16 protein-coding genes are annotated in these 15520 nt (G+C 44.1%); 10 read left to right on the plus strand and 6 right to left on the minus strand.

The window, feature by feature from the left end:
* Positions 1-40: 40 nt before the first annotated feature.
* The 3 genes from IDJ76_RS05680 to IDJ76_RS05690 form a co-directional block, all read right to left on the minus strand.
* Positions 41-811: a DUF72 domain-containing protein gene (locus tag IDJ76_RS05680; protein WP_191161655.1), complete on the minus strand. Its 771-nt coding sequence runs from the start codon at positions 809-811 to the stop codon at positions 41-43.
* A gap of 36 nt (positions 812-847) precedes the next feature.
* On the minus strand, positions 848-1894 hold the full coding sequence (locus IDJ76_RS05685) for an endonuclease/exonuclease/phosphatase family protein (protein WP_191161657.1): 1047 nt from the start codon (positions 1892-1894) through the stop codon (positions 848-850).
* A gap of 212 nt (positions 1895-2106) precedes the next feature.
* Complete coding sequence (locus IDJ76_RS05690; protein ID WP_191161659.1) at positions 2107-3459, minus strand: NHL repeat-containing protein; 1353 nt, start codon at positions 3457-3459, stop codon at positions 2107-2109.
* 216 nt (positions 3460-3675) lie between these two features.
* On the opposite strand from IDJ76_RS05690, the gene IDJ76_RS05695 reads away from it, so the two are divergent.
* From IDJ76_RS05695 to IDJ76_RS05705, 3 genes are all read left to right on the plus strand, one after another.
* Positions 3676-4353 carry a response regulator transcription factor gene (locus IDJ76_RS05695; protein ID WP_191161661.1) on the plus strand — a complete coding sequence of 226 codons (678 nt, stop codon included), beginning with the start codon at positions 3676-3678 and terminating at the stop codon, positions 4351-4353.
* On the plus strand, positions 4350-5597 hold the full coding sequence (locus tag IDJ76_RS05700; protein ID WP_191161663.1) for a sensor histidine kinase: 1248 nt from the start codon (positions 4350-4352) through the stop codon (positions 5595-5597). Before IDJ76_RS05695 ends, IDJ76_RS05700 begins: the two co-directional genes overlap by 4 nt.
* A gap of 78 nt (positions 5598-5675) precedes the next feature.
* Entirely contained in the window at positions 5676-6113 is a 438-nt protein-coding gene (locus IDJ76_RS05705) for a PepSY-like domain-containing protein (RefSeq protein WP_191161665.1), read from the plus strand.
* A gap of 112 nt (positions 6114-6225) precedes the next feature.
* Here the strand turns inward: IDJ76_RS05705 and IDJ76_RS05710 are convergent, their stop codons facing one another.
* Together IDJ76_RS05710 and IDJ76_RS05715 are read right to left on the minus strand one after the other, a co-directional pair.
* Positions 6226-7074 carry a phosphatase PAP2 family protein gene (locus IDJ76_RS05710; protein ID WP_191161668.1) on the minus strand — a complete coding sequence of 283 codons (849 nt, stop codon included), beginning with the start codon at positions 7072-7074 and terminating at the stop codon, positions 6226-6228.
* A gap of 23 nt (positions 7075-7097) precedes the next feature.
* Entirely contained in the window at positions 7098-8129 is a 1032-nt protein-coding gene (locus IDJ76_RS05715) for a YncE family protein (RefSeq protein WP_191161670.1), read from the minus strand.
* A gap of 143 nt (positions 8130-8272) precedes the next feature.
* Between IDJ76_RS05715 and IDJ76_RS05720 the strand changes: the two genes are divergently transcribed.
* The 7 genes from IDJ76_RS05720 to IDJ76_RS05750 all read left to right on the plus strand — a co-directional run bounded on the left by IDJ76_RS05720 (position 8273) and on the right by IDJ76_RS05750 (position 14293).
* On the plus strand, positions 8273-8842 hold the full coding sequence (locus IDJ76_RS05720) for an RNA polymerase sigma factor (RefSeq protein WP_191162361.1): 570 nt from the start codon (positions 8273-8275) through the stop codon (positions 8840-8842).
* The gene (locus IDJ76_RS05725; protein WP_191161672.1) at positions 8826-9599 is read left to right on the plus strand and encodes a BatA domain-containing protein; all 774 of its coding nucleotides are present in this window, start codon (positions 8826-8828) and stop codon (positions 9597-9599) included. Before IDJ76_RS05720 ends, IDJ76_RS05725 begins: the two co-directional genes overlap by 17 nt.
* A gap of 32 nt (positions 9600-9631) precedes the next feature.
* Entirely contained in the window at positions 9632-10444 is an 813-nt protein-coding gene (locus tag IDJ76_RS05730) for an outer membrane beta-barrel protein (RefSeq protein ID WP_191161673.1), read from the plus strand.
* Between the two features lie 78 nt (positions 10445-10522).
* On the plus strand, positions 10523-11038 hold the full coding sequence (locus IDJ76_RS05735) for a hypothetical protein (RefSeq protein WP_191161675.1): 516 nt from the start codon (positions 10523-10525) through the stop codon (positions 11036-11038).
* Between the two features lie 751 nt (positions 11039-11789).
* Complete coding sequence (locus IDJ76_RS05740) at positions 11790-12359, plus strand: hypothetical protein (protein ID WP_191161677.1); 570 nt, start codon at positions 11790-11792, stop codon at positions 12357-12359.
* Positions 12360-12619: 260 nt separating this feature from the next.
* On the plus strand, positions 12620-12907 hold the full coding sequence (locus IDJ76_RS05745) for a hypothetical protein (protein WP_191161679.1): 288 nt from the start codon (positions 12620-12622) through the stop codon (positions 12905-12907).
* Between the two features lie 387 nt (positions 12908-13294).
* Positions 13295-14293 carry an ABC transporter ATP-binding protein gene (locus IDJ76_RS05750; protein WP_191161681.1) on the plus strand — a complete coding sequence of 333 codons (999 nt, stop codon included), beginning with the start codon at positions 13295-13297 and terminating at the stop codon, positions 14291-14293.
* Positions 14294-14543: 250 nt separating this feature from the next.
* Here the strand turns inward: IDJ76_RS05750 and IDJ76_RS05755 are convergent, their stop codons facing one another.
* On the minus strand, positions 14544-15458 hold the full coding sequence (locus tag IDJ76_RS05755) for a PfkB family carbohydrate kinase (RefSeq protein WP_191161683.1): 915 nt from the start codon (positions 15456-15458) through the stop codon (positions 14544-14546).
* Positions 15459-15520 lie beyond the last annotated feature (62 nt).

Below are 15520 nucleotides of genomic sequence, written 5' to 3' on the forward strand. Positions count from 1 at the left end.
AACTCTAAAGAGAATATCCATTCTAAAACATTCGTGAAACTTAAGGCGCTGTCAAATCCCCGACAAAGCCGTTTAGGGTTAACAAATTTTGTACGGCCTGGCCCATGGTATTATTAAAGTAAGCATAAACGGTTTTGCCATCTTGCATCCAATCATTAATGTAGTAAGCATATTCATGCAAAAAATCGTCGGTGTATGTACCGCGATACCCGCCATCGGGGCCGTGAAAGCGCAGGTAAACAAACTCTGTGGGCTGTTCTGTCATTGGGGTAATAGAGGCGGGCAGATCCTGTATCACCATCCCGGCGTTGTAAGTATCTAACAGGGCATACGCATCTTCGTGGTACCAGCTTTTATTTCTAAATTCTACAGTAACGGACCAGGTTTGGGCAGGGCCGGCATGTTGTATCGCGATAAGCAAAGCCTCCAACTGCCGGATGCAATCAATGGTAGTGGAGGGTGGAAACTGGATGAGCAAGCTACCCGCTTTATTGCCTGCCCCGCTGATTGCGGCCACAAAACGGTTTACGTCGTCAGGGTTAAAAAGAAGGCTTTTATTATGGGTGACCTGTTTCCAGAGTTTATAAGTAAAGCGGAAATCGTAAGGCACTTCATCGGCCCATTTTTTCACGGTTGTTGCCTGCGGTAATCTGTAAAACGAACTGTTGATCTCGATACTGTTAAACAGCGAACCGTAATAGTTAAGACGGCTTTTGTCCTGATACGCCGGCGGGTAAAGGCTTTTGTTTTTTACAGGCAACACCAGGCCGCTCGTACCCGAAAAGAATTTATTACTGTTTACTCCCGCCATGCATAACTAACAATGCTATCTGCGCAAAGTTTAGCCTTATATCGCTGCTTTCTTTTCGGCGGCTTCCTGAATATCTTCCGCATCGGCCTCCATCGATGATTGCTGATGCGGTGCACGGGCATCATATTGCAGATCGACAAAAATTGGGAAATGGTCTGAATTGAAGTTACGCAGCCTTCTTATACCCCTCAGTTTAAAATCTGTTGAGATAAAGGCATGATCAAGCGGGAAACGCATCAGCGGGTAATGCGCATGGAATGAATTGAAAAAGCCCCGCCCCCGGCGCGGATCAAGCAAGCCGCTCATCTTTAAAAAAAGCTCGGTGGTGTAGCTCCAGGCAACATCATTCAGGTCGCCAATTACTATCACGGGCAAGGCAGATGCTTTGGCCATATCGGCCACTAAAAGCAATTCTTTATCACGCTCGGTCGACCGTGGGTTTTCGTTAGGGACCGGCGGTGTAGGGTGTACCGCGAATAATTGTACCGGCATCCCGTTAGGTAAAACTATTTCTGTGTGAATTGAGGGAATGTCGCTCTCAACCAAATATTTAACATGGTAGTTTTGTAGCGGCAATTTTGAATAAAGCAGCATGCCGTAAGTATTTTCTAAGGCTACTTTAACGGAGTGGGCGTAAGTATTGCCCAGTTCATTGGTTTGGGTTTCCCAGCGCTTGTTGGTTTCCAGCAGCAGCACCACATCGGGATCGTTCCGGTAAATTTCTTTCAAACAGCCTGAGGCATTGGTATTATCCTCATATACGTTGGCTACCATCAGGCTGATGGTTTGGCCGGGCAGTTTGGTACCGGCCCGTAATACTTGTTTTTTGCCCAAAACGGTAAAGGGGACTATCAGATAAAACAAATAGCCGGCATTGACCGCCATGGCAGCCGTTAATGCCCACAGCCAGCCATTTAACGTTTGCGCGTAGCAGAGCAAAACTACCAGGCATACAACCGATAGAATGAACTTTTGGATGCGCGGATAATCAAACACCCGGAAAGTCCAGTAATCATGCCGCACTAAAGACAGCACTGTAAAACAAAGCAGTAAAACAGCTATTGCAGCTACAACTAACATCATATAAGGTAAGGTGTGTAATTAGCCGCCAATTTGGTTAACGCCAACTGCCCAAATATAATTGAATTTAAACATTCTACTATAATTTGAGGATGATTGCCCAGTAACTACTTATTAATGTTGGCTAAGCGCCCTAAACCCCTTTTCAACAAAAAAGCGGGCAACCCTCCGGCCGCCCGCACACACTAAACACTATTTACCAGAAAAAAGAAATTTTAATTGGCCCCTACCTTACGGATGAGGTTGTTGGCAAAATCGCCCACGTAAATGTTACCTGTTGCATCTAAGGCTATACCCGACGGGCTGCTAAAGTTAGCATTGGCACCCGGGCCATCCGTTGAGCCAATACTGCCCGATGTACCTGCCAACACCGTTAATATTTTACCCGCGCTTATCTGCAGTACCCTGCCCGCAAAATCGGTAATGAACATATTGCCGGCCGCATTAATGGCCACCGCAGATGGGCTGCCAATAATAGTTGACGAAGGGCCGCCCGCGTAAGTGGTCACCACATAGTCGGGCGTTATTTTACGGATAGCATTATTATATTGCTCGGTAACGTACATATTGCCGTTAGCATCAAAGGCAATGCTGTTTGGTTTATTTAAAATGGCAGCTGTGCCGGTACCAAAAGCGTAACCTGCGGCACGCGTACCCACTACAGTAGTTACCACACCCGCAGCAGTTATTTTACGGATAAGGTTATTACCAAAATCGGCCACAAACAGGTTGCCTGCCGCATCAAAGGCTAAACCGCTGGGCGTATTGAAAGTGGCTGCCAAACCCGTGCCATCGGCATAGCCCGCGTTGCCGCTGCCTGCAAAAGTGCTAACTACGCCCGCCGTGGTTATTTTACGGATCATGTTATTACCACGGTCGGCCACGTAAAGGTTGCCCGCCGCATCAAGCGCAAGGCCGCTTGGCGAATAAAATTGCGCTGTAGTACCCGGTCCGTCAACATAACCTAAGCTGCCCGTGCCGGCAATGGTTGTTACCACACCTGCAGGAGTTATTTTGCGTATGGCCGAGTTGAAGGAATCGCAAACGTAGATATTGCCCGCTGCATCGGTAACCATACCCATTGGGCTGTTTAATGATGCTGATGTGCCGGTGCCGTTAGCAAAACCCGCGGTGGTGGTACCTGCTAAGGTGCTTACGTTACGGTAAACGTTAGACAAGTCGGCCCCGGTAGTAAACTTGATAACGCTGCCATACCCGGTGCCTGCTGAGTTAGTAGCGTACGCACGCATGTAATAAGTAGTATTGAGTGCAAGCCCCGTCAATGTGCTGTTAAAAGATAAAAGGGTTAACGTCTCTGATGTTTTTGAATCGGCAATGGTTGGGGTTTGGTTGGTAGCGCTCCAGCAAACGCCATATGCGGTTACGGTGGCCGTACCGCCCGACAGGTATGCACTGGTGTAGGCTATGGTTGATGTAGGGTCGATGATAACGTCAGAAGTAACCAACTCGACCAGTGTTGGTGGTGTAACAGTGCTTTTTACGCAGGCACTTAACCCTGCAATAAGCACAATTAATAATACTTTGATTTGGGTGGATGTTTTTTTCATACTGTTGGATGTAGTTAAGAGATGGCAAATAACCTCCACACCGATCTTTTTTACAGGAGTGTATCGGCGAATGATGGCTTTGTATCGACTAATACGGCCCAAATAGCAAAGTGCGACATGGCCCTAAAAAATTCATATAGGGATCATTCCTGCCCGCACGTGGGCTAAGTGACACCCAGACAGATTTTCTCCAATTTTATCTGTTAACTTTAACTTGTGAAGATATTGATAGTAGAAGACGAAGCCGGCCTGCGTGAAAGCATCGAGGCTTATTTTACCGGGGGCGATAGCGTATGCGAAACTGCCGGCAATTTCACATCGGCAATGGCTAAGGTAAGTATGTACCGCTACGATTGTGTCATTCTTGACCTTACCCTACCCCAAGGCAACGGGCTGGATATTGTGCGCCACCTGAAAGAACATCAGCATAACGACGGGGTGCTGATCATCTCGGCAAAAAACTCATTGGATGACCGCCTTATTGGTTTAGACCTGGGTGCCGATGATTACCTTACCAAGCCCTTTCACCTGTCGGAGTTAAAATCGCGGGTTACGGCAATTGTTCGGCGCAGATCTTTCGACGGCAGCAGCGTGCTTAAATTTAATGAGATTAGTATAGACCTGGCTGCCAAAACCGTAAAGGTGAATAATGCTGTAGTGAAATTCACCCGTAAAGAATACGCGCTGCTGCTTTACTTCATATCTAATAAGGGCAAGGTGGTATCGAAAAGCGCGATAGCCGAGCACCTGTGGGGCGATAGTATTGACATTGCCGATAATTTCGACTTTATCTATTCGCACATCAAAAACATCCGTAAAAAAATAGTTGAGGCCGGCGGTAACGATTATATCCAGGCAGCTTACGGCATGGGTTATAAATTCACAGAGGCATGAAACTGCTCGAAAAATACAACCGTATCAATATTGCGGTAACCGTGATCATCATGCTGGTTACGGGTATTATTTACTATTATACCATCAGCCAAATTTTAACCGGCCAGATTGACAAGGACCTGGTGCTGGAAGAGAACGAGGTGTTTAGCTTTGTGAAGCAGAACAATAAACTACCCGATGTTTATGAATCCAATCACCAGCAAATATTTTTCTCCCCTCTAAATAACCAAGCCGTTCAACGCAGGTTTGTAGATACCACTTACAAAGAAACCGACGATAATGATATTGAGGCAGGCCGTGCCCTGATTAGCTCAGTGAAGGTTAAAGGGCAAAATTACCGCATCATGGTGGTGCAGTCTAAGGTAGAAACCGAGGACCTGATTAAGATTATCTTCCTGATCACCATTGGCGTGATAGCCGCGCTGCTGCTGGTTTTAGTGATGCTGAACCGGGTTATACTCAAAAGTATCTGGCAGCCCTTTTACAGGGTTTTATCGCAGCTAAAACAATTTAGCCTTACCGATCATGGATCGGTAAACAGCACGCCATCAACAATCGATGAGTTCAATGAGCTGGATAAAGCAGTGATCACGATGGCCGACCGCGTGCGTAGCGACTACCAAAACCTGAAGGCCTTTACAGAAAATGCATCGCACGAATTGATGACACCCATTTCTGTTATCAATTCCAAGTTGGATACACTGGTACAAACCGATGAATTTACCGACAAACAAAGCAAACTGCTTAACGATATCTATGGCACCGTGGCACGGCTTACCCGCCTCAATAAATCTATGCTGCTGCTGGCTAAAATAGAGAATGGCCTGATCAAAGACGATGGTGAAGTTGACCTGAAGGAAATTTTAGAACAATGCCTTTATCAGCATGAAGAAATGATACACCAATTAAATTTACAATTGGTTACCCATTGTGATGATAAAAAATTAAAGGCGAGTAAGTTACTGGTTGAGGTACTGCTCAATAATTTGATCAGCAACGCTATCAGGCATAATAATCAAAATGGCACACTTAGCGTAAAGTTGCAGTCGCATCAATTAAGTATCAGCAATACCGGAGAAGGCACATTTGATTTTAACCAGGTGCTGAAAAGGTTCCATAAAACAGATGCATCCGAAGGAATTGGCCTTGGCTTAACGCTTTGCAAACAGATTTGCGATAATTACGGATTTACGCTCACCTATAATTCAAACAACGGCACGCACACGTTTGCCGTTATCTTTTAAATTATCCCGGATTTATACAGATTGTTTCCAGACTGGGTACAGCTTTGGCCTTTAGCTTAGTATTTAAAAAAAAGGATTATGAAGATCATTAAAATCACGATGGCTATTGCGCTAGCCACTGCCACGGGCTCCGTTTCCCTGGCTCAAAAATTGACACCGGCAAAAGTACCGGCCGCGGTTAAAAGTTCGTTCGCCAAAGCATATCCCAATGTAAAAACGGTTAAATGGGAAAAGGAAAAAGGCGATTTTGAAGCCGACTTTAAACAAAGCGGCGATGAAATGTCGGCAGTATTTATGGCCGACGGGATGCAAAAGGAATCGGAAATGGGGATCAAAGCATCAGCCCTGCCCGCATTGGTGACGGCTTATGTGAAACAAAACTACAAAGGTGCTGCCATTAAAGAAGCTGCAAAAATCACCAGGGCAAGCGGCGAAATAAACTACGAAGCCGAGGTAAAGGGCAAAGATCTTTTATTTGACAGCACGGGCAAATTCATCAAAATAGCGCAGAACTAACTCGCCGTTTTAAACACAACATGGTATCGCTTCGGGATAGCGACCTGAAAAAAATGCCGCTGGTACAAATCGTACTGCGGCATTTTTTTATATAATTAGAGTATAACTAATCTTAAAACTGCATGGAATATTGCAAGCCTACATAGCCCTGGTTGTAGGTTGGCAGCAATATGGAACTATGCTGTGGCTCCTTCTTTAGCTCGGCAGGGAGATTCTTATTATTTTCTTTTTCGCGGCCGGCCTTAAACAAGCGGTTACGGATGTAGGGATAAATCAAATAGGCTGCTTTGGTTGATAAGATCCCGATACCGGCACCCGCCACTACATCGCTAAACCAATGGTCGCGGTTAAACATGCGCAAGATCCCTGTGGTAGTTGCAAAGCCGTAACCGATTGCGCTGTACGCTATTGATTTATCGCCCAGTTCCTGCGCCATAAACTCGGCACCCACAAAGGCGTTAGCCGTATGCCCGGACGGGAACGAGTAATAATCAGATCCATCGGGACGTAACCGGTGCGTAACCTTTTTTAAACCGAATGTGGCAATGCTCATCATCCCCTCGGCCATGGCAAATATCAGGGTACGGTCAATAAATGTGTTCTTGCCGTGCACACCCACCAGGTTTAAGCCGTACACCAACGCCACCGGGGTATATTGAAAAACATTCTCAGGGTGGTGCCTGAAATTCGGGTAGCCTTTTTGTATCGATCCGTTAATGCTATTATCCAGCTGCCTTACCGGCTTAAAATAAAAATTACTTGAACCGTAAACGATCAAAGCTACGGGGGGCACCAGCGCCCAGGCCTTACTGCGTAAATGTTTTACGGTATCGGGCGCGGTAAACAGATCCTTTTTCAGGGTATCGGCAATATTAACTTTCTTCCCTGTGTCTACAGGGGCTTGCTGGGCACTTGCACTAAAAACAACAAAACACAGTACGATATAAATTACTTTTTTCAACAGACAGATCTTATAATGATAAACTATTTCCCTAACTCAATAATGTGGAATGTACCCGGTACTAATTTTGGCCTGGGCTTGGCATTTTCAGCCGTAGGCGCTACTGCCTCCATCTGGCCCGCAGGCAAAAACAAATGATGCGTTAACAGGTCGATACCAATAGTACGGGCACTTTTTTCGGTAGGGATATTCTCTACAAACTCAAATTTATTGGCGTTAACCTCTCTGATAACCGATACGGAACCGTCGCCGTTTGATGTGTAGGCCAGTTTAAGGGCCGGGTCAAACGCTGCACCATCGCAATCACCAATTTTAAACTTCGCTAAATTCTTCCCGTTGGTAGCGTCCATTACCACTAAAGTTGCGTTACCGCCGCAACCGATGAACAAGCGGTTAGTGGCGCGGTCAATCGCCAGGCCCGATGGCTCATCCCCGTCATTAATTTTGTACCGGGCTTCTACTTTGTAAGTCTTAGCATTTATTACAACCACTTCATTCGTGGTTTCGGAGTTTACAAAAACCTTGCCCTTACCGTCGCTTACGCCGGTTTCGGGCTTGCCGCCCAATGGTATCGTAGCCACAACCTTATCTGTAGCCGGGTCTATCACCGATGCATCGCTGCTGCGGCCGTTAAAGGCGTACACCTTTTTAGAAAAATCGTCATAAAATATCGCATCAGGGTTGGTGCCTACCGTTATCTTAGTGATCAGGGCATTTGTGGCCAGGTCAAATACGGTGCAGCTGTTATCGCGCCCGTTGCTGGTATACCCTTTGCCTAAAGGTTTAACCAGGGCTATGCCGTGTACACCGGGCGTATTCGGAATCACCCCGATAGAATCGCCGGTAGCGGTGCTTAAAATATTAACCTGCGTACCGTGCGATACGTAGATCTTTTTCGCTTCGGCATCAACAGTTACATAATCCCAGCCCCCGTTACTTTTAATAGGGTGCTTTTTAAGGATGTGTAAACCGGTTTTGCTTTGTGCAAATGCGCTTACCGACAGTAGTGTTGCTGCGAACAAGGCTATCGCTTTTATTTTTTGAGGGGCTGGCATAATTTAAAATTTGATGCTATTTAGCTTAATATTCTGTAGAAATATTGGAGGTATCGTTTTAAATAAGAAGTTTGAATGGCAATTAAATTTATTTTAATACTCATGCAACCATTCGGTACTCCTTTACATCTTACTATTAAATGATGTTTTTGGAACCTAAACCCAGTATCGACGAACTTGTAGAACGGTGTAAGGCCGGCCAGCGCAAAGCACAGGAATTGCTTTATAAGCAATTGGCGGGCAAGATGCTGGGCGTTTGCATGCGCTACGCTACCGACCGCATGGAGGCCGAGGATATGCTGCAGAACGGTTTTATCCGCGTGTTTCAAAAGATGGGGGATTACCGGGGCGACGGATCATTTGAGGGTTGGGTAAGGCGCATTATGGTGCACAGTTCCATCGAATATTATCGCCGCCACCATAAAATGATGCAGGTAGTTGATATAGATAACGCGGGCGACGAGCCATCGGTTAACGCCGTAGCAGCCAGCAGCCTGGAAGCAAAAGATCTGCTGTTGCTCATCAAAACACTATCGCCGGGCTACCGTATGGTATTTAACTTATACGCTATTGATGGTTACTCGCATAAAGAGATTGCAGAGATGACGGGCATCAGCGAAGGGGCATCAAAATCGCAACTGTCACGCGCCAGGGCGATACTGAAAGAACAGATATTAAAAATGGAAAAAAAAAGATATGAATATGCAGGATAAAGAAATTGATCAACTGTTCAGATCGGAATTTGAAGATTTTGAGACGGAGCCATCCACCAAAGTTTGGGGCAATGTAACCCGCGAACTGGACACCGTTAAACGCAGAAATACATGGCTGCCCTACTTAAGCATGGCTGCCAGTATTTTACTGGTTGTGGCTTTGGGGTGGTATTTTATCCCCCGTGATAATACAAAAACCAAAAAGCAAGATCAAATAGCCAAAGCTCCAAACAATAAGCCCGCTAAAGCAATTATAGCACCGGCAAAAGATATTACACCGGGGACTGAACAAATCCCTATGATTACAAATCGGGTAGCGTATAAGGCCGTTACACCGCGTACAATGAAGCAAGTTGCACGGCCAATAATTGAAGAAGACTCAATGGTTCAAAAAGCAGCCGAAATAAAACCTGCGGAGCAACTGGCCCAAAACGTTCAACGCAACCCGGAGATAACCACTCCGGTGGTACCCGGTATAGAAACAGCTTTAACAGCCCGGGCAGAAGTGAGCGGAGAGCCCGCTTTTACAACACGGCAACCGGTAGCTGCAGCGCAGGATCCTAAAACAAATAAAGTGCTGGCGGCAATGCCCGTCAAAAAACATCGCATTAATACCTTTGGTGATCTGATCAACGTAGTAGTGAGCAAAGTAGATAAACGTAAAGATAAAATTATAGAGTTTAGCAGTACCGACGAGGATGAGTCGACCATTAGCGCCGTGAACCTGGGCTTTGTAAAAATTAAAAAACAGGACTAATTAAAAACTGATTATATTCAACCATTAAAAATATGAAACGCATTATATATACCCTCATCATCATCTTCCTGGCCTCATCGGCATTTGCACAAAGCAGCAGTACCGATTCGGTTAAAACAGATACCATCACTAAAAAGAAACACAAAGGTTTTCATTTCGAATTTGGCGACGACGGCACACAAACAACCGAAAAAGACACCGCCTACCACGCCTCCAAAGCGCCGGGCTTTTCATTCGGCCTTACCTTTACCCGCTTTGATATCGGCCTAACCGCGCTAAACGATAACGGCAGCTTTAAGCTTACACCGGCCAACCAGTTTTTAAGCTACCGCTCATGGCGTACCAGCTACATCGGCTTTGATGTATTGCAGTTGGGCTACCGGTTCAGCAGTTCGTTCCGGGTCTACGCAGCCGCTGGGTTCGACTGGACCAACATCCGCCTGCGCCAAAGTGGTACTATCCTGCGCGATGCGCCGGTAGTAACCTTTGTCCCCGATAATGTAAAATACGATAAGAATCGCCTTTCGGCAACGTACCTGCGGGTGCCTATCTCGTTCGATTTCCGCACACATGATGATGCCGATGGCCGCAGGTTTCATTTTGTTTTAGGCCCTGAGCTGGGCGTACTGTTAGGCAGTAACGTAAAACAGGAAAGCAAACAAAACGGCGACCTTAAACTGGGCGGCGACTACCACTTTACCAAGTTCCGTTACGGCGCAGCAGCCAGGGTAGGTTACGGTGCCATCGGCCTGTTTGCAAAATACTACGCCAACAATATGTTTGATAACAGCCCCGCACAGGACGGCCTGCGCCAGTTTACCTTTGGGTTGAGCGTGGGTTGGTAAGAACCTGGATTTAGCGGATTTTATTTACGAGATGTTTAGGTTGCGCTGATAACATCCGCGATAATTGAAAAGACATAAATGAAAAACCTGTATTCTTTCTTGATAATAATGTTGTGCAGCACATACTTTGCTTGCAAGCAATCATCTAAGGAAATTGATTATGGCGTTGTAAGCAAGGATAGTGGAAATTTTTCAGTTCAATTCCCTGAACTTCAATATCAAGAGAGAATTTTGATTACGATAAACGACGATATCATTTTATCGGACTCAGCAACGAAATTAAGTGGTAATCCGATTTTTTGGAAATATTATAACTATCCAAAAAAAATCATAAAGATTGAGTTTTCGGATTTTTTTAAAGGTAAATTAAAAGAAAGAAAAACTTTTAAGGACACATTAATTGATATAAAACAGCGCACGTTAATTGTTTCCCGACCTATTCCGAAAGGGATTACTAAAGCGAATTGGAAGCCGTATGGGTTAGTATCAATTGACACAGGCTTTAGAAAGGTAAACCTTGTGAATGATTCAATAGCTTTTTCTGGTATGTGGACTGATAAAGCTATAGAAATAAAAGTTCCTCCACTGCCGTAAGCATGCACAGCTTGCCCATGACTGGCGCGAGTATGCAGCGTTGGCTGTGAGGGAGGCGTACTCGTGACCTGATTAACTTTGACATTTGTCTGAACCATGATTTACCTGATTTAAGGAATTTAAGGATTACCTTAAATCAAGAAAATCTATTAATCAGGTGAATCATGGTTCAGAACTCAACTCACCGCCGCCGCAAGTGGCGCTCTGTTACCATAGTTGATTTATTATATGATTACATTATTTAGATTTATTCAAATACTCTTTTGTTATAGCTCTTGGGTTGTTATTGTTTTTGTGGTTAATTTACCATGGTAGCGGACATAGAATACCTGTTAAAACGGATTTATATTTTGGCTTATCCATCGGAATTTTAGTAATACTAAACTTGATGATTTTAGTATTAAGAAAGAAACTGCAAGCAACAGAACGCTATAGACAATAATTAATCTCTTCACTACAGACAGAATAGTAAATTAAGCACTATTTATGATACTAAGATATCCACCGCTGCCGCAAGCGTCCCCGGCTTGTGGCCCACGTGCAAGATAAATAATGCGCAAATCACACTATAGATTTTTGTCCTCTCTACGACCTTGCATAATTGCCACAAGCGAGGACGCTTGCGGCAGCGGGGGAAATGCTGTCGATAATGAGAATAAAGTTCGTAAAGAGTTGAAAACAGGTCAAAATCAACAACGCCAAAAAGATCCTAATCATGTGGAGTAACAACCGATATAAAATGCGAAGCTGTATGAACATATTGTTATTAATAATTACCCTTTTTAGCTCATGTAAAGAAAAGCCAAAGGCATTAACAAATAAGACAATCAGTGAAACAGTATCAGTATATTGTTTTAGGCAGGGAATAAACGATATAACTTATCAAATTGAAAATCAATCACTTAAATCAATTTATGTACCGATTAATTATTCGATACAATTTTACGGTGTTGCAGATACTTTGTATTTTGAATCTATATATAAAAAAAAGTATAGTAAACGCCCGTACTACTATTATAATCAAAATGGGAAAACTTATAAAGTAAGTGGAAAGATTCCAGGATTAAAGGAGGATTCAGTTAGAAAAGAAACCTCAACTGTTAGCTATAATCAATTTATTGCTCCTCAGTTCTTGGAAATCAAACCAGGTGCATTTTTAATAAATAGTCAGAGGCTAAATATTCCGTTAGGCGTTAATAAAGCAGTGTTTGTAGTTTACAAAACCAAATACAAAGGCCAAAACTCTTATGAAGAATATATAAAATATGAAAATATAGAAAGCCGGAATATTACTGCTAATATTTATGACGTTAAAAAATGAAATGATATAAGTTAGAGCATCTTACATCTTATGAGAGCCTGGCTTAACCCTGCTGCCGCAAATGTCCTCACTTGTGGCCCATATGCAAATTAGTTATTGTACTCATCACAATTAAAGAAAATTTACAATCTTTTAAGCAGTAGCTTAAATCTGTCTGTCCTGCATCCAAGATCGCCACAAGCGAGGACGCTTGCGGCAGCGGAGAAATTCTATCTGAAATAAAATTTATTCAAAGTGTTAAAGGTTAAGTAGTCATAATTATGGAAAGAAACATAGAATGGTTTAGAGATGAAATAGCACCTGTTTTATTAGGGTATGAAATAATTTACAGCTACTTTGAAAAGGGTGATTTTGGTTCACTTAATCAGGTCGAATTTAATTCGCCTAAACTCGGAGGAAATATCGACTTCTGGGGATTAAATTGGTTGGGAGTACTTTTATGGAATTACGAAGAAAAAAAGGAGCTTATAAATGTTTTATTGGAACCGAATGAGGAATTAAGTAAAGAAAAAACTTTAAGCGATTTGTTGAACTTTTTGAAAGCTTAACCCGCATGACCGGCGTGAGTATGCAGTGTCAGGTTTGACGGGGGTGTACTCGTGACCTAACTGGAATAGTTCTCAAAACAAGTAAATCTGCTCATCATGTAAATCATGGTTCAGACTTTCAACTCACCCCGACGACGCTACGCTGGTCGACCCTCTCTGCTCCGCAAAGAGGGTTAAAAACTGCTTTGCCCTCTTTTACACGTAGTGTAGAGAGGGTGGTCGAGCGAAGCAATGACCGGGTGAGTTAATTACGCTATGAATCCCACATTGTTTTAAAATCCCCAAATCTGATATATCTGCTTAATCACGGTTTAAAATCTGATAAATCTGATTAATCCCGGTCTAAAATCCGGTTAATCTGCTTAATCAAGGTTATCTTTGTTACCAATGGCAGATGCACCTTTTTTTCAGGCAATTTCAATTACAAAAACCTATCCCGGCGCAACGGCATCGGGGGTAAAAAATATCAGTTTAGATATTGAGCAGAGCAAGATTACCGCCATCATCGGATCGAGCGGTAGCGGGAAAAGTACCTTGTTGAAATTGCTGTACGGGCTGATGTCGCCGGATGAGGGGGTGGTGAACTTTAGGGGCGAACGCATCTGGGGGCCCGAAGAAAAACTGATCCCCGGCCACGATTCCATGAAGATGGTAACCCAGCACACCGACGACCTGAACCTTTTTGCCAACGTTTGGGATAACGTGGCTGCTATGCTGCCCAGCACCAATGTAAAGCTGAAAGAAGAAAAAACCGAGCAGGTGCTCACCCAGCTCAACATGATGCAGCTGGTGAAACAACGCGTTGCCGACCTGAGCGGCGGCGAGAAACAACGGGTTGCCATTGCCCGCGCCATCATCACCCGGCCGGAAGTTTTATTGCTGGATGAACCCTTTAACCAGGTAGATACGTCGTTCCGGGAAGGCCTGCAGCACGATATCAGGCAGATAGTAAAGGAAACCGGCCTTACCGTGGTCATGGTATCGCACGACCCGGCGGAGGTGCTCTCTATGGCCGATGAACTGATCGTGATCAAAGATGGCGGAATAGTAGAAAGCGGCCACCCTAAATCGCTTTACAAAAATCCGCTTAACTTATACACTGCCGAGCTATTAAGTAACTGCAACATACTGAACACCGAAGAAGCCAAAGTTTGCGGGATGCAAACAGCAAAAGAATACATAGTGGTTTACCCGGAATGGATCAGGATAAGTAAGGTACTTGCAACCAATAGCTGGACGGTTAAACAGGTACTCTTCAAAGGCTTTTACGAAGACCTGATACTGGAGAACCAGGGCGTATTACTGCGCGTGGTAAATGACGAAAGCGAGAAATATACCGAAGGCGACCTGATCGGCATCCGCATCAAAAAATGGCTGGAGTATTAAGTCTTCAAAGAACCCATAACCTTTCCCGATAAAACTATGGTGGCGCAATCATGTCAGTAAACGGGATGATGAATTTCGATAATAGCCTCGTTATCAAATGTTCATGAATGTTCACGATGTTCATGCGGTGAACGTGAACAATTTTTGGTGAAAATTGGAGATAATCAGAGATTTATAAAAGAACCCCGTTATTTGTTAGATAACGGGGTTCTTTTATAAATTAAATAGGAATTATAGCAATAATTGCCTCTTAGATCTCAAATTTCGACAGGCTTACAAACTCCTGTACACGTGCAGTGATCTCATCCTGTGAAAGATCCCTGATTTTCTCCGTACCAAATTTCTCTACGCAAAACGATGCCAACGCCGATCCGAAGATGATGGCATTCTTCATGTTGTTGAAGTTAACCGTACCAACTTTAGCCATATAACCGATAAAGCCACCTGCGAATGTATCACCGGCACCGGTTGGGTCAAACACCTCGGCCAGTGGCAATGCCGGTGCCGAGAATATATGATCTTCATGGAACAACAGTGCGCCATGCTCGCCTTTTTTAATAATGAGGTATTTAGGGCCCATCGTCAAAATTTTACGTGCAGCTTTCACCAGCGAGTACTCGCCTGATAGCTGGCGTGCTTCCGCATCGTTAATGGTGAGTACATCTATCAGTTTAATAGTTGCCAGTAACTCCTCCATCGCAATATCCATCCAGAAGTTCATGGTATCCATCACGATCAGTTTAGGGCGGTTTTTAAGGCGCTCAATAACCGTTTGCTGCACTTGCGGGCTCAAATTACCCAGCATCAAAAAGTCGCAGTCCTGGTAGCTTTCCGGGATGATCGGGTCAAAATCGGCCAATACGTTCAGGTCTGTAACCAAAGTATCGCGACTATTCATATCATTATGGTACTTACCGCTCCAGAAGAAAGACTTCTCGCCTGCTTTAACCTGCAAACCTTCGGTATTAACTTTGTGCTTATTCAGGTCTGCAATTTCTTCTTCAGGGAAGTCGTCACCTACTACCGCTACGATATTAACCTTGTCATAAAAGTACGATGCGGCCAAACTTGCGTATGTAGCGGCTCCGCCAACAATTTTATCTGTTTTCCCGAAAGGGGTTTCGATTGCGTCAAACGCCACAGTACCAATCACTAACAAACTCATGTAAATTTTTTTTAATTTTTTTTTTACAAATATTGTGAAATTACATCAGAAATCATACTTTT

Source organism: Mucilaginibacter glaciei, assembly GCF_014773245.1.
In the GTDB taxonomy this organism is placed as follows: Bacteria; Bacteroidota; Bacteroidia; order Sphingobacteriales; family Sphingobacteriaceae; genus Mucilaginibacter; species Mucilaginibacter glaciei.